Raw genomic sequence first — 21134 nt, 5'->3', positions numbered from 1 at the left:
ATTGCCATTCGTATCGCGCTATGCTTGCTGCTGGCGCTCGCTCCTTTGCATGCTTGGGCGCAAAGCGACGACAAGGCCATGATGATCGCCTCGGACGACGCCGAGATGGCCGCGGCAATCGAGAAGGCGCGATCCGGCCTGGATGAATTCCTGGCTTTGTCCGATGCTCCGCTGCCGGGAACCGATAAGTTCAAGCTGAAGGTGATGATCGTCGACGGCAATGCGACGGAGCATTTCTGGGTCATACCATTCAAGCGGACCGACACCGGCTTCGTCGGCATATTGGCGAACGAACCGGAAATCGTCCGCAACGTCGTCCTCGGCCAGAACATCGAATTCACCAGGGACGATATTTCCGACTGGGGCTACACCAAAAACGGCCATCAGGTCGGCAGCTTACCGTCTGCGTTATGCTCAAGAAGATGTCGAAGGAAGAGGCGGATAACCTGCGTTCTGCATACGGCTTCGATTGCTGAACCTTACCCGGCCGCCTCGTCCCTCGCGCCGATCTTGCGCACCAGCGCCGCCGTTGCCAGCATCGCGCCGAGATCGGTGATCATCGGCGCGACATGAATGGTGTAATCGATCGGCTGCGCAATATCCGGCAGCTCGAAGAAGTTCTTCGATCGCGGCATCAACAGAAAGCCGTCGCTGCCGCTGAGCGCCACCCGCGCCTGATCGTAGGGCCATGTCTCGCGTAGCCAGGTCAGCGCCTGCGCCATCCGGCCGGTCACCAGCGGCCGCGCCGCCTCGACATTGTCGGTGCGGAATTCATAGGTGGCATCGAGGTCTTCGACGCCGGAGGACAGCTCCTGCATCTTGCTGGCGAACATGCCGCGGAAGAAATGCACCACTTTGCCGGCCTTGCGCGCCGCGACCAGCGTGCCCGGGAACGGCTCGATGGTCTCGAAGGCGACGATGACGCCCTTGAAAGCGGTCGTCTCGCTTTTGCCGGAACCCTCCCAGAGCTTCGCCTCGTAGAGCTCGAAGGGAAAATCCTCGTAGCGCCCGGAAATGACGTCGTCGAAGCTCTGCCGGTTGAAAGCGCCGACGGTTTCGCGCGGCATCCTGTCGAAAGAGTTCGGCCGCACGCCGCGCTGGTAGCGCACATCGCGCACGAAGCCGAAGATCAGCGGCAGCAGCGTGTCGCGGAAGGATTGCTGCAGCCGCGTCGCCGGCCTCAGCGCCCGGAAATAGAGCACCATCGCCGCGACCATGCCGCCAAGGTAGAGAAAGACATGCGGCGTCGAGAACCACTGTTCGTGGGGATCGGCGGCGGCGTTGAACAGCCAGGCAATGAGCGCGACGAAGAAGACGACCAAGCCGACGAACACCGGCACCCGCCAGCGCACCTGCCGCTGGGCCGACGCCCGTTTCGCCTCATAGTCCTCGATGCCGCGCCTGATGCCCGCGATCACCGCCTCGCTCGGCATGAAATCCGCTGCTTCCATGGCCACCCCCGGCCGCCGCTGAGATGCGGCCATGATAGCGACTTTTGCGCCAAAGTCGCCTGCGCTCGCGGCGGTAGGCGGCTACGCTTCCGATGTGGGAAAAATCGTCTCCAGCCGGCCAGCGACCCGCGGCTTGAGCGCGCCATCCAGGGCCTTGAACGGCACCAGCCGCTCATGGCTGCCTGCCCGCAGCCGCATGAAGAAATGCATCTTGTAGGCGGCAATCGCGCCGCGCGTGGCCGGATCGGCGCTGACATCGACGACGAATATCGAGCCGACGCGTGCCGGCCAAGGCAGCCTGGCAAAGGCAGTGCCGAGGAAATCGCCAAGACCATAGGCGATCACGCTGCCGCCGATGCGCCCGACGGGCTGCACGACATGGGAGTGATGTCCGACGATCAGCCGGGCGCCGCGATCCTGGAGCCGCCTCGCCAACGCCCGCGTCGCCGGCCGTGGAAAGTGCCGGAACTCCCAGTCCCAGTGCGGCACCGCGCAGGCGAGGTCGATGCCGGCAACAGTGTCGCGCGGCCATTCGGGCGCACGCATCGAGATGCGCTCCTCGAACGGCGCGGCGTCCGTGTTGCGCCAGAGCGTGAAGGCGGCAAAGCCGATCGCCAGCGGTCCGGCGGCATGACGCTGGACCGGTCCGCCCGCAACCGTGCCGATGGTTCGAATCCCGAGCCGCCTGAGCGCCGCGAGCGTTTCCTCGAAACCGGCTATGCCCTGATCGAGCACATGATTGTTGGCCAGCGACAGCACGAGCCTGTCGCGCGCGATACCGGCATTTTTCAGCGCATGCGCCAGGAAACGCTCGCTCATCGCGTGATGCGTGCCAAGCCACGTGCCCATTGCCGCATGTGGGCGTTCGACGATCGGGCTTTCGCAATTGCCGACCACGAGGTCGGCGGATGAAAGCAGCGCGGCGATCGCCGGATCGCATTCCGGCGCATCGCGATTGGCGACCGCCGAAATGTCGCCAACGAAGGCCACCCGTGCCTTCCGCATGGGCTGCGGATCGATCAACGTCGCCGCGGGCGCTGCCAAACCGTTCCGGTCGCCGGCAAGCGACGGTCTCAGCAGGCGAGGCAGCCACGACAGCTTGTAGGAGAGCGGATAATTCGACACGGACACGTCCAGTTTTGTCCTGTGTAGACTGTCTGACGGGCCGGTTGAAGCCGGCCGCCGAGTGATCCCGCGGCAGATATCTCGGGCTGACCAAAATACGTGTATGCTCACCGCGCCCGCGCAGTGGAGGACGATGACGATGTCGCTCAAAGCAGTGTTTGCAATTGCCCTGTCGATGTTCCTGCCGGCGTCCTTCGCCTGGGCGGAGATGCCGGACGCGGCCAAGTCGATGTTCGAAGCGAAAAGCGTGGCCGAGCGGAACACTGCGCAGGCGACGCTGGAGGCGGCAGCGGCCAAGGACCCGGCAGCGGCCTATGCGGCCGGCGCCGGCGAATTCTTCACCGCACTTGAGTTCCTCGCCGGCGGCCTGCATCGCCACGGGTTCGAGAGCCCGAAATCCTTCATGCTGCCGCTGATGCGGCTGCCCGTGCCCGACAATCCCAACCCCGAACCGCTGACTTACGAGGAATTCCGCGCCATCCTGGTCGCTTTCCGTGACCGGCTCGAAAAATCCGCCGCCACGCTCGGCTCCGTGCCGGCCGACGCCGACATCGGCATGATCGTCGACCTCACCCATGTCGGCATCGACCTCAACGAGGACGGCGAGCTCGCGCCGGACGAAAGCTTCGCCGCCATCATGGCGTCGCTCTCACGTGGCAGCATCGACACGAGCAATACCGCGCCCTCGCTCACCTTCCGCTTCGACCGCGCCGACGGTTTCTGGCTGCAGGGCTACGCCGAATTCCTGATGGCGCAGGCCGATTTCTGGCTGGCGCATGATTTCCGCAATGCCTTCGACGGCTCCTTCCACATGCTCTTCCCGCGGGCAAAACTGCCGCTACAGGACGCACTGGTGCCGCCGGACGGCGGCATGAGCGGCAACATGTTCGCCTCGGAATGGCGCTTCGCCGACTTCATCTCGTTGGTGCATCTCGTCAACTGGCCGGTGATCGAGCCGGAACGCCGGCAGGCCGCGCGCCGCCACCTGCTGGAGATGATCCGGCTGTCGCGCGAGAACTGGAAAGCAATCCTGGCCGAGACCGACAACGACCGCGAATGGTTGCCGGGACCACAGCAGAAGGGCATCAACCCACTGACCGGCCTCGAGGTCGGCGAGGAACAGGTGCAGGCCTGGCTCGCCACGCTGACGGTGGCCGAGGACCTGCTCGAAGGCCGCGTGCTGCTGCCGCATTTCCGCATCACCGGCAAGGGCATCAACATGAAGCGCTTCTTCGACGAGCCGAAACCCTTCGATCTGGTGCTGTCGATCACCGGCCCCGGCATCGCGCCCTATCTCGAAAGCGGCAAGATCCTCAGCAGCGACGATTTCGACCAGATCCAGCGCCAGTTCGGCGGCGCCGGCTTTTTGACGTTCGCGCTGTGGTTCAATTGAGACATGGCAGGACTGGGTTCCGCGCCCCCCATGCAATGGGGGAGAGGTGGCTCGGCGAAGCCGAGACGGAGAGGGAGCGCCCTGCGAAGACCCCTCTTCGTCCGCTTCGCGGACACCTCTCCCCCGCCTCTGGCGGGAACCCAATCCTCGAGGTGGCGACAACCAATAGCGCTCGTGGCCCATAGCGGCCTGCAACACGCAGCATCGCCGCGGCGCTTGCCGCGACCGCAACGTCGGCGGTAAACGATACCCGGCTCACCAAGTCATGACGTCTCTCCTGACAGCCTTCTGTCAGCAGCGTCCGCGCTCGGCCGGCGCCCGATCACTCGGCCCTTTCCATTTTGGCCGAGTCCACCCATATTCGGGGTCATGGCCAGACATCCTGACAAGAAGACGCCTTCGCAAGACGGCGCGCCGAAGCGGCGCAACCCGCTGACCGAATTCCTCGACGCCGCCGAACCGCTGAACCCAGGCGGCTTCGCCGAAGCGCCGCAGGCAGAGTTTTCCGGCGCGCCGCTGACCGGCTCGATCTCCGATTGGGCCGGGCAGATCGAGCGCGAGGCGGAGAAGCAGCCGAAGGCGAAAGCACCGAAAAAGATACCCGAACGTTCCTCGGCGCCCGGACGCACGGCGCGCGGCACCTCGATGGGCGGCGCGGCGTCGGCGAAGGAACGCGCGGCTGCCGGCCTCAACCCGGTGGCCGGCCTCGACATCAGCTTGGAGGACGCCGAGTCGGTTTCCTCGAGCAGCGTCACCGCGACCGTCGCGGCACTGTCGGCGTTGATCGAATCCGGCAATCCGCTGCACAAGGACGGCCAGCTCTGGACGCCGCACCGACCGGCCCGGCCGGAAAAGTCGGAAGGCGGCATCGCCATCAAGATGGTATCGGATTTCGAGCCGGCCGGCGATCAGCCGACCGCCATCAAGGACCTCGTCGAAGGCGTCGACCGGAACGACCGCACCCAGGTGCTGCTCGGCGTCACCGGCTCGGGTAAGACCTTCACCATGGCCAAGGTGATCGAGGAGACGCAGCGCCCCGCCCTCATCCTGGCGCCCAACAAGACGCTGGCCGCGCAGCTTTACGCCGAGTTCAAGAAATTCTTCCCCGAAAACGCGGTCGAGTATTTCGTCTCCTACTACGACTATTACCAGCCGGAAGCCTACGTTCCGCGCACCGACACCTATATCGAGAAGGAATCCTCGATCAACGAGCAGATCGACCGCATGCGCCACTCGGCGACGCGCTCGCTGCTCGAGCGCGACGACGTCATCATCGTCGCCTCCGTCTCCTGCATCTACGGTATCGGCTCGGTCGAGACCTATACGGCGATGACCTTCCAGATGCAGGTCGGCGACCGGCTCGACCAGCGCTCCCTGCTCGCCGACCTCGTCGCCCAGCAATACAAGCGCCAGGACATCAACTTCGTGCGCGGCTCGTTTCGCGTGCGCGGCGACACGATCGAGATCTTTCCGGCTCACCTGGAAGACCGGGCCTGGCGCATCTCGATGTTCGGCGACGAGATCGAGTCGATCACCGAATTCGATCCGCTGACCGGGCAGAAGACCGGCGAACTGAAGAGCGTCAAGATCTACGCCAACTCGCACTATGTGACGCCGCGCCCGACCTTGAATCAAGCCATCAAGTCGATCAAGGAGGAGCTCAAGCACCGCCTGCAAGAGCTTGAAAAGGCTGGCCGTCTTCTGGAAGCGCAGCGGCTCGAACAGCGCACGCGCTTCGATTTGGAGATGCTGGAGGCGACCGGTTCCTGCGCCGGCATCGAGAACTATTCCCGCTATCTCACCGGCCGCCAGCCGGGCGATCCGCCGCCGACCTTGTTCGAATATGTGCCGGACAATGCGCTGATCTTCATCGACGAGAGCCACGTCACCGTGCCGCAGATCGGCGGCATGTATCGCGGCGACTTCCGCCGCAAGGCCACGCTTGCCGAATACGGTTTCCGCCTGCCCTCCTGCATGGACAACCGGCCGCTGCGCTTCGAGGAATGGGACGCCATGCGCCCGCTGTCGGTGGCCGTTTCGGCGACGCCCGGCGGCTGGGAACTGGAGCAGTCCGGCGGCGTCTTCGCCGAGCAGGTCATCCGCCCGACCGGGTTGATCGATCCGCCGGTCGAGGTGCGTCCGGCCAAGAGCCAGGTCGACGATGTCGTCGGCGAGATCCGGGACACGACCCGGGCGGGCTATCGCACGCTGGTCACCGTGCTGACCAAGCGCATGGCCGAGGACCTGACCGAATACCTGCATGAGAACGGCATCCGCGTCCGCTACATGCATTCCGACATCGACACGCTGGAACGCATCGAGATCCTGCGCGACCTGCGCCTCGGCGCCTTCGACGTGCTGGTCGGCATCAACCTGTTGCGTGAAGGCCTCGACATTCCCGAATGCGGCTTCGTCGCCATTCTCGATGCCGACAAGGAAGGCTTCCTGCGTTCCGAAACCTCGCTGATCCAGACCATCGGCCGCGCCGCCCGCAACGTCGACGGCAAGGTCATCCTCTATGCCGACCAGATCACCGGCTCGATGGAGCGGGCGATGGCGGAGACCAACCGCCGCCGCGAGAAGCAGATGGAGTGGAACACCGCCAACGGCATCACGCCGGAATCGGTCAAGTCGCGCATCGCCGACATCCTCGACTCGGTCTACGAGAAGGACCATGTCCGCGCCGACATCTCGCAGTTCACCGACGATGCCGGCGCCATGATCGGCAACAATTTGAAAACCCATCTCGAGGCGCTGGACAAGCAGATGCGCGACGCCGCCGCCAATCTCGACTTCGAGAAGGCCGCGCGCGTCCGCGACGAGATCAAGCGGTTGCGCGAGATGGAGCTTGCCATCTCCGACGATCCGCTGGCGCGCGAGGTGGAAAGCCAAAGTCCCGCATCGGGCCGCGAAAAGGGCAAGCACAACAAGGGCGTGGCCAAACATCGTACGGTCGAGGAACAGGAGCGCTTCCGCCAACTCGACGAAGCCCGCGCCGCCGAGGAGGCGGCCAAGGCTGCCCGGCCCAACCTCTTCCGCAAGCCGCATCTCGACGAGATGGGCGCCGACGGCGCCGTGCCGGTGAAGAAGCCGCTGTTCGCCAAGCCGTCGATCGACGACATGGGGCCAGGCACGGACATGACAACCCCGGCCGGCGCGGTGTCGCGCTCGCTGTTCAAGAAACAGTCGGCGTCCGAAGCGCACGGTTCCGATTTCGGCATTCCCGGCGATCGCACCAAGCCGCTGTTCCGCAAGAACTCGCTCGACGAAATGACGGTGCGCCGGACGGAAAAGCCGGTCGAGGGAAAAGTGCCGGCGAAGCCAAAGCCGATCTCCCCCCAAATGGGCGAGATGTCCGGCAGGACAGAGGGGGGCGCGAAGGAACGCGACGACTCCCCTAAACCAATCGTTCGCCAGCGCGCCGGCATCGGTTCCTACGAAGACCCGGGTGACGAGCGCCGGCAGAAACGACGGCCGGGCAAGACCGGGCGGCCGGGGCAGTAGCGCCTTTTCCTTCTCCCCCTGTGGGAGAAGGTGGATCGGCGCGCAGCGCCGAGACGGATGAGGGGTGTTCCAGCGGAGTGAGACGTTTGCGTTCCCTGGAACACCCCTCATCCGACCGAGCTTCGCTCGGCCACCTTCTCCCACAAGGGGAGAAGGTAAAGCGCCCTTGCCACCAACCCCTCCCCCGGTGTACCCATCCCTCGTCTCGAACATCCTGAAGGAGGGCTGCGTGAACTATTACCACCATCGTCAGCGTGGCCCGATTTGCGCCCTGCGAGCTTGCTTGCAGGGCTGACCAGGACGGTCCGGGAATTTCCCCCGCTTCGATTTTTGGTCTGCCCTTCGTGGTGTCGCTGAGCCTGGCCTGATGGTCTGCCGGCGCGCCGTCAAAGTGTATTTCGCCGGATTTTCCGGACAGACCAGAGAAATCGACATGGCCCTGATCAGCCTCAAATCCCTCGGCGTCACCATGAGTGCGCCGCTCTTCTCCAATCTCGACCTCATCATCGGCGCCGGCGACCGGCTCGGCATCGTCGCGGCCAATGGCCGTGGCAAATCCACGCTTCTCAAATGCCTGGCCGGCGAGTTCGAAGTCACCTTCGGCGACATCACCCGGTCGCGCGGCCTGCGCGTCGGCCATGTCGAGCAGTCTGTCCCCAACGCATTGCTCGGCCGCAGATTCCGTGACGTCGTTGCCGATGCCTTGCCGGCCGAGCAGCGCGACAGCGAGCTCTGGCGCGTCGATGTCGTGCTGGATTCGCTCGAAGTGCCGGAAGACATGCGCGCCCGGCCGATGCGCGCGCTGAGCGGCGGCTGGCAGCGGCTGGCACTGATCGCGCGCGTCTGGGTCACCGATCCGGACGTGCTTCTGCTCGACGAGCCGACCAATCATCTCGACCTCGTCAGGATCAGCCAGCTGGAAACATGGCTCAATGCGCTGCCGCGCGAGGTGCCGGTGATCATCGCCAGCCACGACCGCGCCTTCCTCGACGCCACCACCAACCGCACGCTGTTCCTGCGTCCCGAAGACTCGCCGGTGTTCGCGCTGCCTTATTCCCGCGCCAGGCAGGCGCTCGACGAGCTCGACGCATCGACGGCGCGCAAGTTCGAGCGGGACATCAAGATCGCCCAGCAGCTGCGCAAGCAGGCCGCCAAGCTCAACAATATCGGCATCAATTCCGGCAGCGACCTTTTGACGGTGAAGACCAGGCAGCTCAAGGAGCGGGCCGAGAAGCTGGAGGATGCCGCCGTGGCGGCGCATCGCGAGCGCTCTGCCGGCGCGATCAAGCTGGCCAACCGCGGCACCCACGCCAAGGTGCTGATCACGCTGGAAGACGCGGCGGTCGAAACCCCTGACGGCACGCTGCTGCTCAGGACCGGCAAGCGCCACATCTGCCAGGGCGACCGCATCGTGCTGCTTGGCCGCAACGGCGTCGGCAAGACGCGCTTCATCGCGATGATCCGCGACGCGATCGCCGAGCCGGGTTCGGTCGCGGACATCAAGGTGACGCCGTCGACCGTGCTCGGTTATGGCGATCAGGCGCTGTCGGGTATCGATGGCGACGACACGCCGCTTACGAGGGTCTCGCGCCGCTTCGAGGTCGGCGAGCAACGCGCCCGCTCGCTGCTCGCCGGCGCCGGCGTCGCGATCGAGATGCAGGATCGGAAGATCGGCGCTCTGTCCGGCGGACAGAAGTCGAGGCTGATGATGCTGGTGCTCCGGCTCGTCCATCCCAATTTCTATCTGCTCGACGAGCCGACAAACCATCTCGACATCGACGGCCAGGAAGCGTTGGAGGACGAATTGCTGAAGCATCAGGCGAGCTGTCTGCTTGCCTCGCATGACCGCTCCTTCATCCGCGCCGTCGGCAACCGCTTCTGGCTGATCGACAGGCGGCGGCTGACCGAGATCGACGACCCTGAGGCGTTCTTCCGCTCGGTCGCCGAAACGCCGAACTGAGAGACAATATCTGCTGGGCTGGTACCGCCGGCCCGGCAATACTTTTCCATCTGCTAAAAAAGGAGCATCTTGAACTGCTCAACCATGGAGGGAAAGGGCCATGCGTGCAGTGGACATCGTCAGCAATCTCTACCAGGCCTATGCGGAGCGTGACATCGAGGGCGCCCTCGCGCATTGCGCCGAGGATGTCGTATTCCGCTGGATTGCCGATCCCCGGCAATCGCGTCATGCCGGCACCGCGCACGGCAAGCAGGAATTCCTCTCCAGGCTCCTGGCGCTCGACGACGACTTCGAATACCGGCACTTCGTCCCGGTCGAGATCGTCGACGGCGGCAACAAGGTCGCGGCACAGGTCGAGATCCACATGACGCGACGCGCCACCGGCGAGGAGTTCATCATGCGCACCGCCGATTTCTGGACGGTGCGCGACGGCGAGATCGTCGAGATGGTGGAATATTACGACACCGCGCTGGCCGCGTCGGTGTTCTGAAAAAAGATCGCAGCGATCTGTCGGATCGCCTGCTGCCGCCTCGTCCTTGGGACGCCGACACGATGGTGCCGGCATCAACCAGGGAGAACCAACATGTCGGTACTGTCGTCCATCGGCCGCCTCGCCAACCGCTATGCCGCGGCGCGTGCCCGTCATCGCAGCGAGCGCATCCTGCTTTCGCTGCCCGCCGAGCTGCGCAAGGACATCGGCTTTCCGGAGATTTTCGAAACGCGCGAAAGCCGCCGCGCTGCCACCTTCTCGGCGAAGGTCATATAAAGTGGCATATCCAATGCGATTGTTCTCCGGTCGCCCGGACTGCCGGGAACCGGCCCTTTAGAAAATTTTCGGGAGGCATGTAGGATCGCCGCCGCTTCGTCCGTCCTTGGGTGGCAAACCAGATCAACCCGTGAAGAGGAACACGAGAATGAACGACCAGACCCCGCCCCGCGCCAAGGTCCTTGGCGGATTGACCCCCTACCTGCAGGTCGACGGCGCCATCAAGGCCGCCGAATTCTACAAGAGGGCTTTCGGCGCGGAGGAAGTGTTCGCCTATCCGCCGGACGACAAGGGCCGCACCATGCACATCCATCTCTATGTCAACGGCTCGACGCTGATGCTGGGTGATGCCTATCCCGAGCACGGCCATCCGCACCAGGCGGCGCAGGGCTATACGCTGCAGCTCCATCTCGGCAGCGACGATATCGATGCCTGGTGGAAGCGCGCGGTCGATGCCGGCTGCGAGGTCGTCACCCCGCTCCAGGTGATGTTCTGGGGCGACCGCTGGGGCCAGGTGAAAGACCCCTTTGGAGTCGCCTGGGCGATGAACGCGCCGGTGAAGTGAGCCCTTCTACCTCTCCCCCAGGGGGAGAGGTCGGATTGCCCCGAATTGCCCTTCGCAATTCGGCTGGCAATCCGGGTGAGGGGTAAGCTTGGCGCCAAGCTGGAACACCCCTCATCCGTCTCGGCGCTGCGCGCCGATCCACCTTCTCCCACAGGGGGAGAAGGGAGAGCTGCACCCAACCGAGGAGTTTCATCATGTCCTATGTCGATGGTTTCGCGCTTGCCGTGCCGAAGGCAAATCTCGACGACTACAAGAAGCTGGCCAACAAGGGCGGCGCCGTCTGGATGGAGCATGGCGCGCTCGCCTATGTCGAATGCGTCGGCGACGACGTGCCTTACGGCGAGCTGACCTCGTTCCCGCGCGCCGTGCAGGCGAAGGACGATGAGGTCGTTATCTTCTCCTGGGTCGTCTACGAATCCAAACAGAGCCGTGACGCTGTCATGGCGAAAGTGATGGCCGATGAGCGTCTCAAGATGGACTGGTCCACCATGCCGTTCGACGGCAAGCGCATGATCTTCGGCGGCTTCCAGCCGTTCATAGAGCTGTAGTCGGGCGGCCCATCGGTCGTCATCCACGGGCGGAGCAGGAGCGGAGCTCCTGCGCAGACCCGAGGATCCATGCCGTGACATAGAGGCGCCGCTACGGTCCAGAATTCTGTTCCGCTGCAATCTTCGCGCAGGTAACGGCATGGATTCCAGGGTCTCCGCGATGGAGCTTCGCTCCTGCTTCGCCCTGGAATGACGAAATTGCGAGGCAGCGGCTAATCTCGAAGGTCTGCGATGACTCAGAGCAAACGGCCTACCGGTATAATGCCGCCCTATCCGTTCTGGAGCTTGTCCAGCAGCGGCTTGAGTTTATCCCCATACCGCTTCCATAGATCGACGGAGCCCTGATACATCGGCTGGCGCACCTGCGCCGCCGATGCGGTGCGCACCGGCCGGTCGGTCTCGTGGAACGACAGCACCTTGTCGTCCCAAGGCAGGCCGAGATACGCCATCAGCGCCCTTGTCTGCCCTTCCTGGTCGGCGACGAAATCCTCATAGCGGACATCGTGCACGACGCCCGGCAGCACCTTGTGCCAATGCGCCATGATGTCGGTGTAGAGATTATGGAAATCGGCGAGCTCGCCGAGGTCGTAGCCGTAGCGGTGGCTGTCGCCGCGGAAATGCACCTTGAAGATCGACAGGCACGTCGCCGCCGCATCGCGCGCGCAATGGACGATCTTGGCCTTCGGCAGCATCATGTGCAGGAAGCCGACCAGCAGGAAGTTGCCCGGCATCTTGTCGGTGACATGGCGATAGCCCGGATAGCGGGCATGCAGCATGTCGAGATAGGCCTGGCCGGCTTCGGCGAAGGCCTTGTCGGGCACGTCGGCGATACCGGCGGGAAAGCCGCCCGGCATGTTCATCGGAAACTGCTTGCCGACGGCCGTCTTCAGGATGTTCAACTCGCCGGCGCCAAAGACCTGGGGGTGGCTGGCGATGATCTGCTCGACCAGCGTGGTGCCGGAACGCGGCATGCCGACGACGAAGATCGGCGTGTCGTCGGAAATGCCGCTTGGCTTGTGCTTCTCGAAGAAGGCCGCGTCGAAGGCAGCCTTCATCGCCTCGAACTCGTTGCGCGTGCGGGCTGCATCGTAGTTGATGACCTTGCGGCGGATGGCATTGCCCTCGGCGAAATAGTCGAAGGCGCGGCCATAGTCCTTGAGGTCGTCATTGACCTTGCCCAGGCCGAAGGAGAGCTGCATGCGCGCGAGGCTGCCCTGTGGCGCCTTGGCGTGCTCGGCCTCCATGCCGGAGAGTTCCTTGTCGCGCTCGGTCTGGCGCTTGACCTGTGTCAGCAGAAGCCAGGCTTTGGCCATGGCGGGAGCGATCGCCACCGCTTGGCGCGCGAGATCGGCGGCCTCGTCGAGCTTGCCCTTCTCCATCATCGCGACGCCCAGCCCGTAGAGCAGCTCGGCGTCCTTCGGCCGGATCGACAGCGCCTCGCGAAACAGCGCGATCGCCTCGTCCAGCCGTCCGGCTTCCTGCAGCGTCTCGGCAAGGCCGATGCGCGCGCGGACATGGAACGGGTTGCGGCCGATCGTGCCGCGATAGATCTCCTCGGCCGTGTCAAACTGGCCAAGTTGCTTCAGCGACGAACCGAGATTGTCGCGCGCGGCCAGTTGGTCCGGCCGGATATCCACCGCGCCGCGGAAGAAATCGACCGCGGCGGCGATGCGCCCCAGGTCGCGCATGACCGTGCCCATATTGTTGAGGAAGTCGGCATTCTCGGGCTGCAAGGTCACCGACTGCTCGATGAGGTCGAGCCCTTCTTCGCTCCTGCCGGTCTGGTGCAGCAGCAATCCGAGGAAATGCAGCGCGGCGGCATGGTTTGGCTGCTGCCCCAGGACCTGCCGGTAGAGTGCCTCGGCCTCCTGGCGCCGGCCTGCCTGATGCAGTTGCAGCGCCTTTTGCACATACGGGTCGAGCGGGCTGGCCGAGCCACCTGGCCTGCCACCGGCGTTTGCCGCTCTTCTGTGATCTCTGTTAATGGGAAACCTGCCGTGTTTGTTGGTCCGCCGGACCTAAGCCATGCGGGCACGAGATTCAAGACAAAGCGTCAGCGCCCAGCGCGGTATCCATTCGCGAAGGTGGACGCCGCCGCCTTCTCAGCAGGGCCCGTCGCGGACGATGCGATAGTCCGCCGCGCGCGCCTCGCATGCGTTCGGGAAGGTGCGCACTTGTCCGTGGCGCCTGCCGCAAACCGGCGCGTATTCGCGCGTGCAGAACGTCTGCTCCCCACCACCACCGTCGCGGCAAGGACCTTCGCGCACGATGCGGTAGCCTTCCGTTTCAGCCAGGCAGGCATTGGCGAAGGTCTGGCGGTCGCCGCCGCGCCGGGCGCAGACCGGTTGGTATTGCATGGTGCAGAGCTGCGGATGTGGCCGGGGCGGCCGCGGGCGCGGGCCATCGTCGACGACGACGGTGCAGGCCGCCAGCAGCGCGGACAGCATGAAAATGACGATGCCCTGCCGCGAGACCGCAAGAAACCGCATATGTCCCTTCTCCATCCCGGCGCGTGACGCCGGCTCGCGATATCCTCGCATTCCCCGCCACAAACGCAACCACCGTTTGTGGAGCCGAGAGCAGCCTCGCGCTGGCCCATGCTTGGCCCGTCTCTGGCCGATGACCGGTGAAGAGGCCGGGTCTATCGAGGCCCAGCGTTGGACGCGCCGCGGGCCGCCCGCGAGCGTCGTATTGCAACCCTCACGTTTCCGTGTAATAAAAATCATGTTCGGGCATTTGCGACCCGGAGAGCGGAACGTTTTGGACGACCTTTCCCCGATAAGTGTGAATCTCTGACAACCCCGTTTTTCGGCGGGGGGTTTGACCGTGCGCGAATGCATGACCGCCGAAGCAACCACCAGGATTTGCCCAAGGCGCGAGGCAGCGGGCAAACCACAAGACTGACACGGGTGAAGGAGTTTTCCCCAATGGCCCAGACCGGTACCGTAAAGTTCTTCAATGCCACCAAAGGCTTCGGCTTCATCACGCCGGATGGCGGCGCCAAGGACGTATTCGTCCACATTTCCGCGATCGAGGCCTCTGGCCTGCGCACGCTGGTCGACGGCCAGAAGGTCACCTTCGACGTCGAGCCGGACCGCATGGGCAAGGGCCCGAAGGCGGTCAACCTGCGCGCCGCCTGATCGCAGGAACCGCCTGTCCTTGCGGATGCAATGATGCGGCAGGATCGTGAACCGGCTTCTGGACAGGCCTGAAATTGCGAAGGCGCGACCGAAACGGTCGCGCCTTTTTTGCGCGCAAATGCTTGCATCGGCAGGCGAAAACTTTCTCTTGCCGATAGCGCTAAAATAAAGGACAAATTTCCTCTCGGGCAGTTTTGCCGGCCCGAGACTTGACTTGATGGGATCAAAGGAGTTTCCCATGCCGCAGACCGGCACCGTCAAATTCTTCAACCATGCCAAGGGCTTCGGCTTCATCACGCCCGATGATGGCGCGAAGGATGTCTTCGTCCACATCTCGGCTGTGCAGGCGTCGGGCCTTCCCGGTCTTGAGGATGGGCAGAAAGTGACATTCGACACCGAGCCGGACAAGCGCGGCAAGGGTCCGAAGGCCGTCAATCTGTCGATCGGCTAAGCCGGCTCACGACGGATCCGACGGAAGCTTTTGAGGCGGGACCGCTCCCGCCCGGAATGGATTGTGCCCAGGTCCGGAAAAGTCGACCCGGCTTCGAAAAAATCGCCCGGGCTCGAAAAAGTCGCCCGGGCTCGAAAAATCGCCAAGCCACGAAAAATCGCCAGGCCACGAAAAATCGCCAGGCCACGAAAAATCGTTTGCGCCGATTTCCGTTCAGCCTCCGTTCAGCCAAGGTCTTCTATTAACCTTTGCTAAAGCCGGTCTGTATCCCCCGAAAAAATGCGCGGACCGGCGCGAAGGAGACCGAAAATGAACCGCTTTCTCAAGACCGCCATCCTGAGCGTTGGCATTGCCGCGACCACCTTGGCCACCTTCTCGGCGGCCAATGCCGATGACTGGCGCTGGCGCCATCATCACGACCGTGGCGGCGACGCCCTCGCCGCCGGCGTTGTCGGCCTCGCGGCGGGCGCCCTGATCGGCAGCGCGCTCAGCAACCCCGGGCCGCGCTATTACGAACCGGCCTATGGTGACGACTATTATGTCGACCGGCCGGTGCGTCGCTACTACGTGCAGCAGCCGCGCTATTACGTGCAGCCGCGTACCGTCTATGCCGACCGCTATGCCGAGCCGTGGACCCGCGCCTGGTACGAGTATTGCTCGGACCGCTACCGCAGCTTCAACTCGCGCACCGGCACCTTCACCGGCAATGACGGCGACCAGCACTTCTGCGTCGCCAACTAAGCCAACCCAGGGTTCCCTGCCCAAGAAAAGCGTCGCCTCCAGCGGCGCTTTTTCTTTTTGAAGCACTCGCCAATGATGGCTGCGCCGGGATTCAGGTCAGGCCGAGCCGAGGGCGACGGGTTCCGTCGGCACAGCCTAAAGCACATCGCGCTGAAACGGATTCAGGCGACGCGCTTTAGGTCCTTTGTTTGATGCATGTCGTTGCCGCAAAACCGAGGTCACTTTTGCGCGACATGCATTAGGTCAGAAACGGATTGGTCCGCCGTTCATCGCCGAAACGGCTGCCCGGGCCATGGCCGCAGATGAAACCTATGTCGTCGCCAAGCGGCAGGAGCTTGCCCTTGATCGAGGCGATCAGCGCGGCATGGTCGCCGCCGGGCAGATCGGTGCGCCCGATCGAGCCGCGGAACAGCACGTCGCCGACATGCGCGAACTTGGCCGCCCGGTTGTAGTAGACGACATGGCCCGGCGCATGCCCCGGGCAATGCAGCACCTCGAATTGATGATTGCCGAACGACACCGTTTCGCCTTCGGCAAGGAAGCGGTCCGGCACGCAGTTGCGCACGCCGGCGATGCCGTAGCGCCTGCCCTGGTTCTCGAGATTGTCGAGCAACATCTTGTCGGCCTCGTGCGGGCCGATGATGTCGATGCCCAGCGCATCCTTGAGCTCCATCGCGCCGCCGGCGTGGTCGATATGGCCATGCGTGATCCAGATGGCGCCGGCGGTGATGGCATTGTCCTTCAGCACCGACAGGATCTTGTCGACATCGCCCCCGGGATCAACGACGACGCCCGTCTTGTCGTCCATGTCAAACAGGATGGTGCAATTCTGCTGGAACGGCGTGACCGGCACTATGCCGGCATTGAGCTGACCCATGGCTTTCCTTTCGAGATGTAGCCGTGATGTAGAGGCCATGGCGTGCCGCGTCCACCGTCGGCCGACGCGAATAGTCCGCAAAAGGAAATGGGCGGCCGAAGCCGCCCATTTTGAAACCTGAAGTGGCAGGCCTTACTTCTTCATCGCGCCCATGACCGCGCCGATGATACCGGTCAAGATAGCGCCGCCGCCGGCGCCTCCAAGGATGTTCTTCAGATCGATCGCGCTTCCCGCCGCTCCCGCGGCTGCTGCCGGATCGGCGCCGCCGAGCAGGCTACCGAGGATGGCTGCACCACCGACACCGCCAATCGCGCCGCCGAGAATTTTGGTGAGCTGGCCCATCGCCGCCTGCTTCAGTGCCACACCTACTGCCTGTCCGCCGATAACACCCGCAATCACCTGTACAACGATCTGAACAATCGTGTTCGTATCCATGTAACTGGTCCCTCCATAGCCGCCAGCCTCCTCGGGCCGACACCACCATGAGACGCCGAACCGTTCGAAAGTCAAATGCGCGAAAGCTTAAATAAAAGGGGCGGCTCGAAAACCGCCCCTGTTGCATAAAAAAGCTGTGACTAAACGCTATTCTGCGGCAATCGCATGCTTTGGTTGCACTGCGGCAGAATAGTCGTTCATCAACGTCTTGGCGATCTCGCCGACCTCGAATCGGTACGGACCGATCTCCGAAACCGGCGTGACCTCGGCGGCGGTGCCCGTGAGGAAGCACTGCTCGAAACCTTCGAGTTCCTCCGGCATGATGGGGCGCTCGATCACTTCGAAACCGCGATCCTTCGCAAGGCCGATCACGGTGCGGCGGGTTATGCCGTCGAGGAAACAGTCGGGCGTCGGCGTATGGATCTTGCCGTCCTTGACGAAGAAGATGTTGGCGCCGGTGGCTTCCGCCACCTGGCCGCGCCAATCGAGCATCATGGCGTCGGCGTAGCCCTTGGCCTCGGCGGCGTGCTTGGACAGCGTGCAGATCATGTAGAGGCCGGCGGCCTTCGACTTGGACGGCGCGGTGCGCGGATCGGGCCGGCGCCATTCGGCGACATCGAGGCGGATGCCCTTGAGCTTCTGCGCCGGATCGAAATAGCTCGGCCACTGCCAGATGGCGATGGCGCAGTTGATGCGGTTGTTCTGCGCCGAGACGCCCATCTGCTCGCTGCCGCGCCAGGCGATCGGGCGCACATAGGCGTCCTGGAAACCCTGTTTCTTCAGCAGCGTGCGGCAGGCCTCGTCGATCTCGGCGACCGGATAGGGAATCTTGAAGCCGAGCAGGCGCGCCGATTCATGCAGGCGTTCATTATGCTCGGTCAGCTTGAAGATCTGGCCGCCATAGGCGCGCTCGCCCTCGAAGACGGCGCTTGCATAGTGCAGGCCATGGGTCAGCACATGGACCTTGGCGTCGGCCCATTTGACGAACTCGCCGTTCATCCAGATGAAGCCGTCCAATTGATCGAAGGGAACGGATGCCATGGAAACCTCCCGCGGGCAGGCGCCCGCAAATCGTGGTGTTTTTAAAGCCTTTCGCACCGGCCTCGCCCCAGGATCCGAAACGCTGGCCAATGCCTGAAAGCGTAGGCGGATATTCAATCCGTGGCAAACTCAGGAAGTTCCGGAAAAACGGCTTCCCCTTGCCTTTTCGTTCGCAATCCGCCGAAAAGCTTGTCAAAAATTATCATTGCCCGGAAATTACGTCAATAGTACTGACATAATTCCCGCCTCGCATGGAGAAATGATGACGAGCCCCGCAGCCGGTAAACCGATCAGGACGGCGATCGCCGATGAGGACGGCATCGACTTCGCCATCATCGAACTTTTTTTCTTCGCCTATCGCGATTTCACCTCCGACCCGGACCAGATACTCGCCGATTACGGCTTCGGCCGCGCCCATCATCGCGTGCTGCACTTCGTCAACCGCAGGCCGGGCCTCACCGTCGCCGAACTGCTCGACGTGCTGAAGATCACCAAGCAGAGCCTCGCGCGGGTCTTGAAGCAGTTGATCGACACCGACCATATCGTCCAGGTGCAGGGTCCGCGCGACCGCCGGCAGCGCGAACTCTACCCGACCGCCAAGGGTCGCGCCCTGGCCTTGGCGTTGGCGCGGCCACAGTCGCGCCGCATCCGTGCGGCATTGGAGGATTCCGGAGCCACCGAACGCGCCACGATCGAGCGCTTCCTGGAAGCGATGGTCAATCCGGAACTAAGAGCGCAGATCGACATTGTGCCTGCGCAAACATCGGGGAAGAACCATGGAGACCATTGAGAAGGTCGATCATCCGGCAGCGCCCGACGATGACGCGCCGCATCTTCTGGTTGTCGATGACGACACGCGTATCCGCAACCTGCTCAAGCAGTATCTGTCCGAGAACGGCTTTCGTGTCACCGTGGCCGGCAATTCCGGCGAAGCCAGGCGCAAGCTCGCCGGCCTCGACTTCGACCTACTGGTGCTCGATGTCATGATGCCGGGTGAAACCGGCGTCGACCTTACCAAGGCGCTGCGGGCCGAGAAAAATGTGCCGATCCTGATGCTGACGGCGCTGTCCGAGACCGACAGCCGCATCACCGGACTGGAAGCCGGCGCCGATGATTACCTGCCGAAACCGTTCGATCCGCGCGAACTGATCCTGCGCATCAACAACATTCTGCGCCGTGGCGGCCCAGCGGCCACGCCGAAGGTCGAGCAGCTGGTGTTCGGGCCCTACACGTTCCAGATCGCCAAGCGCGAATTGAAGCGCGGCGGCGAAGCGCTTAAGCTGACCGACCGCGAGCAGGAGATCCTCGCGATCTTCGCCGCGCGGGCGGGCGAGACCATACCGCGCCACGAGCTGGTGGGCGATGAATCGGATGTCGGCGAACGCACCATCGACGTGCAGATCAACCGGCTGCGCCGCAAGATCGAGCGCGATCCGTCCAATCCGGTATGGCTGCAGACGGTGCGCGGTATTGGGTATCGGCTCAGCGTCGAATAAACTACCGTCGAAGGCCCTTTGCTGAACAGGCCATCGACGAGCGGAAGGGCGAATGGCGACCACGCAACTGGAACAGCCTGAAGGAGGCGGCCCCGGCGATCTCGCGCTGCGGACGCTGAGGGCGATGCCGCGCGCCTGGAACCGGTTCTGGCGCCTGGTCGCGCTCTACATGCCGAAGCGGCTCTACGCCCGCTCGCTGATCATCGTCATCGCGCCGATGATCCTGCTGCAGTCGGTTGTTGCCTTCGTCTTCATGGAACGGCACTGGCAGACGGTGACCCAGCGCCTGTCGCAGGCGACGATCTCGGACATAGCGGCCGTCATCGACATGATGGAGACCTATCCGCATGACGCCGACTACGCCAACATCATCCGCATCGCCCAGGACCGCATGCAGCTGAAGGTCGATCTTTTGCCGCCCGACCCGCTGCCGCCGCCCGGCCCGAAACCGTTCTTTTCGATCCTCGACGAGGCGCTGTCGTCGGAGATCACGAGACAGATCAACCGTCCGTTCTGGATCGACACGGTCGGCAACTCGAATGTCGTCGAGGTCCGCGTCCAGCTCGAAGGCAAGGTGCTGCGCGTTTTCGTGCGGCGCAGCCAGGCATATGCCTCCAACACCCACATCTTCCTGATCTGGATGGTCGGCACCTCGCTGGTTCTGTTGATGATCGCCATTCCCTTCCTGCGCAATCAGATCAGGCCGATCCTGACGCTGGCCGAAGCCGCCGAGAGTTTCGGCAAGGGCCGGCCGATGCCGCGCGATTTCCGCCCCCGCGGCGCCGAGGAAGTGCGGCGCGCCGGATTCGCCTTCATCCAGATGCGTGAGCGCATCGAGCGCCAGATCGAGCAGCGCACCGCCATGCTGACCGGCGTCAGCCACGACCTCAGGACCATCCTCACCCGATTCAAGCTCCAGCTGGCGCTGGCTGGCGGCAAATCCGAGACCAAGGCCGCGCTGAACCAGGACATCGACGACATGCAGTCGATGCTGGAAGGCTATCTCTCCTTTGCCCGTGGCGAGGCCGCGGAAGATACCGGCCGTTTCGACCTCAACGCCTATTTCCAGAAGCTTGGCGAGGAAGCGCAATTGCGTGGCTGCAAGCTCACGACGACGCTGACCGGTGATCCGGCCGTGCATGTGCGGCCGAACGCCTTTGCCCGTTTGCTGTCCAACGTCATCGGCAATGCCTTCCGCTATGCCAAGACCGTCGAGGTCCACGCCAATCATGGCCGCGGCTCGCTCACCGTCACCATCGACGACAACGGGCCGGGCATCGCTGCCGACAAGCGCGAAGAGGTGTTCAAGCCTTTCCTGCGGCTCGACGAGGCGCGCAACCTCGACGCCAGCGGCACTGGACTTGGCCTGTCGATCGCCCGCGACATCGCCCGCAGCCACGGCGGCGACATCGGCCTCGAGGACAGCCCGCTCGGCGGCCTGCGCGCCGTGATCAAGGTGCCCGCCTAGCCAGAGCATGATCCCGAAAAGTGGAAGCCGGTTTTCGGATAAGATCATGCTCAATCAAAAACAGCTTCATCCGCGCGTCATGAAATCATGGTCAAGAGCGCGCATGAAGCGCGCGACCCTCGTTGATTCGGCCCTGCCGCCCTGCTTCGATCCCGTGCCCAGCCGGGTGCGCT

21 protein-coding genes are annotated in these 21134 nt (G+C 63.7%); 14 read left to right on the top strand and 7 right to left on the bottom strand.

From position 1 onward, the window contains the following. Positions 1-24: 24 nt before the first annotated feature. Positions 25-573 (top strand): YegJ family protein, encoded by a 549-nt coding sequence (locus AC0YKC_RS11375; RefSeq protein ID WP_488511103.1) that lies wholly within the window; start codon positions 25-27, stop codon positions 571-573. Here AC0YKC_RS11375 and AC0YKC_RS11370 read toward each other — a convergent pair. Further along, positions 480-1451 (bottom strand): DUF3137 domain-containing protein, encoded by a 972-nt coding sequence (locus tag AC0YKC_RS11370; RefSeq protein ID WP_488511102.1) that lies wholly within the window; start codon positions 1449-1451, stop codon positions 480-482. The genes AC0YKC_RS11375 and AC0YKC_RS11370 overlap by 94 nt on opposite strands. 81 nt (positions 1452-1532) lie before the next feature. Next, positions 1533-2576, bottom strand: a complete 1044-nt coding sequence (locus AC0YKC_RS11365) for a CapA family protein (protein WP_488511101.1) — start codon at positions 2574-2576, stop codon at positions 1533-1535. A 139-nt stretch (positions 2577-2715) separates the two neighbouring features. On the opposite strand from AC0YKC_RS11365, the gene AC0YKC_RS11360 reads away from it, so the two are divergent. The 7 genes from AC0YKC_RS11360 (at position 2716) to AC0YKC_RS11330 (ending at position 11312) form a co-directional block, all read left to right on the top strand. Beyond that, positions 2716-3969, top strand: coding sequence for a hypothetical protein (locus AC0YKC_RS11360; RefSeq protein ID WP_488511100.1), 1254 nt, complete (start codon positions 2716-2718; stop codon positions 3967-3969). 369 nt (positions 3970-4338) lie between these two features. Next, the gene (gene uvrB, locus AC0YKC_RS11355; protein ID WP_488511099.1) at positions 4339-7473 is read left to right on the top strand and encodes an excinuclease ABC subunit UvrB; all 3135 of its coding nucleotides are present in this window, start codon (positions 4339-4341) and stop codon (positions 7471-7473) included. A gap of 433 nt (positions 7474-7906) precedes the next feature. Continuing rightward, positions 7907-9433 carry an ABC-F family ATP-binding cassette domain-containing protein gene (locus tag AC0YKC_RS11350; RefSeq protein WP_488511098.1) on the top strand — a complete coding sequence of 509 codons (1527 nt, stop codon included), beginning with the start codon at positions 7907-7909 and terminating at the stop codon, positions 9431-9433. A gap of 100 nt (positions 9434-9533) precedes the next feature. Then, positions 9534-9923 (top strand): nuclear transport factor 2 family protein, encoded by a 390-nt coding sequence (locus AC0YKC_RS11345; protein WP_488511097.1) that lies wholly within the window; start codon positions 9534-9536, stop codon positions 9921-9923. A gap of 93 nt (positions 9924-10016) precedes the next feature. Beyond that, on the top strand, positions 10017-10199 hold the full coding sequence (locus tag AC0YKC_RS11340) for a hypothetical protein (RefSeq protein ID WP_041012788.1): 183 nt from the start codon (positions 10017-10019) through the stop codon (positions 10197-10199). Positions 10200-10347: 148 nt separating this feature from the next. Further along, the gene (locus AC0YKC_RS11335) at positions 10348-10764 is read left to right on the top strand and encodes a VOC family protein (RefSeq protein ID WP_434723696.1); all 417 of its coding nucleotides are present in this window, start codon (positions 10348-10350) and stop codon (positions 10762-10764) included. Between the two features lie 194 nt (positions 10765-10958). Further along, positions 10959-11312: a DUF1428 domain-containing protein gene (locus AC0YKC_RS11330; RefSeq protein ID WP_488511096.1), complete on the top strand. Its 354-nt coding sequence runs from the start codon at positions 10959-10961 to the stop codon at positions 11310-11312. Positions 11313-11581: 269 nt separating this feature from the next. Here AC0YKC_RS11330 and AC0YKC_RS11325 read toward each other — a convergent pair whose 3' ends face one another. Beyond that, positions 11582-13222, bottom strand: a complete 1641-nt coding sequence (locus tag AC0YKC_RS11325) for a tetratricopeptide repeat-containing sulfotransferase family protein (protein WP_488511095.1) — start codon at positions 13220-13222, stop codon at positions 11582-11584. A gap of 192 nt (positions 13223-13414) precedes the next feature. Further along, a complete protein-coding gene (locus AC0YKC_RS11320; protein WP_488511094.1) occupies positions 13415-13801 on the bottom strand; it encodes a Kazal-type serine protease inhibitor domain-containing protein in 387 nt (128 codons plus the stop codon). Between the two features lie 438 nt (positions 13802-14239). Here AC0YKC_RS11320 and AC0YKC_RS11315 point away from each other — a divergent pair, with 438 nt between their 5' ends. The 3 genes from AC0YKC_RS11315 (at position 14240) to AC0YKC_RS11305 (ending at position 15644) form a co-directional block, all read left to right on the top strand. Beyond that, positions 14240-14452, top strand: coding sequence for a cold-shock protein (locus tag AC0YKC_RS11315; protein WP_006202520.1), 213 nt, complete (start codon positions 14240-14242; stop codon positions 14450-14452). A 238-nt stretch (positions 14453-14690) separates the two neighbouring features. After that, positions 14691-14903: a cold-shock protein gene (locus AC0YKC_RS11310; protein ID WP_006202521.1), complete on the top strand. Its 213-nt coding sequence runs from the start codon at positions 14691-14693 to the stop codon at positions 14901-14903. Between the two features lie 309 nt (positions 14904-15212). Then, positions 15213-15644 carry a BA14K family protein gene (locus AC0YKC_RS11305; protein ID WP_434723700.1) on the top strand — a complete coding sequence of 144 codons (432 nt, stop codon included), beginning with the start codon at positions 15213-15215 and terminating at the stop codon, positions 15642-15644. 238 nt (positions 15645-15882) lie between these two features. On the opposite strand, the gene AC0YKC_RS11300 is transcribed toward AC0YKC_RS11305, so the two are convergent. The 3 genes from AC0YKC_RS11300 to AC0YKC_RS11290 all read right to left on the bottom strand — a co-directional run bounded on the left by AC0YKC_RS11300 (position 15883) and on the right by AC0YKC_RS11290 (position 17997). Continuing rightward, on the bottom strand, positions 15883-16521 hold the full coding sequence (locus tag AC0YKC_RS11300; protein WP_320293401.1) for an MBL fold metallo-hydrolase: 639 nt from the start codon (positions 16519-16521) through the stop codon (positions 15883-15885). A 132-nt stretch (positions 16522-16653) separates the two neighbouring features. After that, on the bottom strand, positions 16654-16956 hold the full coding sequence (locus AC0YKC_RS11295) for a hypothetical protein (RefSeq protein WP_320293400.1): 303 nt from the start codon (positions 16954-16956) through the stop codon (positions 16654-16656). Positions 16957-17103: 147 nt separating this feature from the next. Then, entirely contained in the window at positions 17104-17997 is an 894-nt protein-coding gene (locus AC0YKC_RS11290) for a branched-chain amino acid aminotransferase (RefSeq protein ID WP_320293399.1), read from the bottom strand. A gap of 259 nt (positions 17998-18256) precedes the next feature. On the opposite strand from AC0YKC_RS11290, the gene AC0YKC_RS11285 reads away from it, so the two are divergent. The 3 genes from AC0YKC_RS11285 to AC0YKC_RS11275 are packed head-to-tail and all read left to right on the top strand — an operon-like array spanning position 18257 to position 20961. Beyond that, positions 18257-18787, top strand: coding sequence for a MarR family winged helix-turn-helix transcriptional regulator (locus tag AC0YKC_RS11285; protein WP_430699204.1), 531 nt, complete (start codon positions 18257-18259; stop codon positions 18785-18787). Continuing rightward, complete coding sequence (locus AC0YKC_RS11280; RefSeq protein ID WP_040989639.1) at positions 18774-19493, top strand: response regulator; 720 nt, start codon at positions 18774-18776, stop codon at positions 19491-19493. The genes AC0YKC_RS11285 and AC0YKC_RS11280 overlap by 14 nt, the downstream gene beginning before the upstream one ends. Positions 19494-19545: 52 nt before the next feature. Further along, on the top strand, positions 19546-20961 hold the full coding sequence (locus AC0YKC_RS11275; protein ID WP_434723702.1) for an ATP-binding protein: 1416 nt from the start codon (positions 19546-19548) through the stop codon (positions 20959-20961). Positions 20962-21134: the final 173 nt, after the last annotated feature.

It is taken from the genome of Mesorhizobium sp. CNPSo 4661, assembly GCF_057784215.1.
The sequence above is the reverse complement of the archived record's forward strand: the minus strand, read 5'-3'. Positions and strand labels throughout refer to the sequence as shown.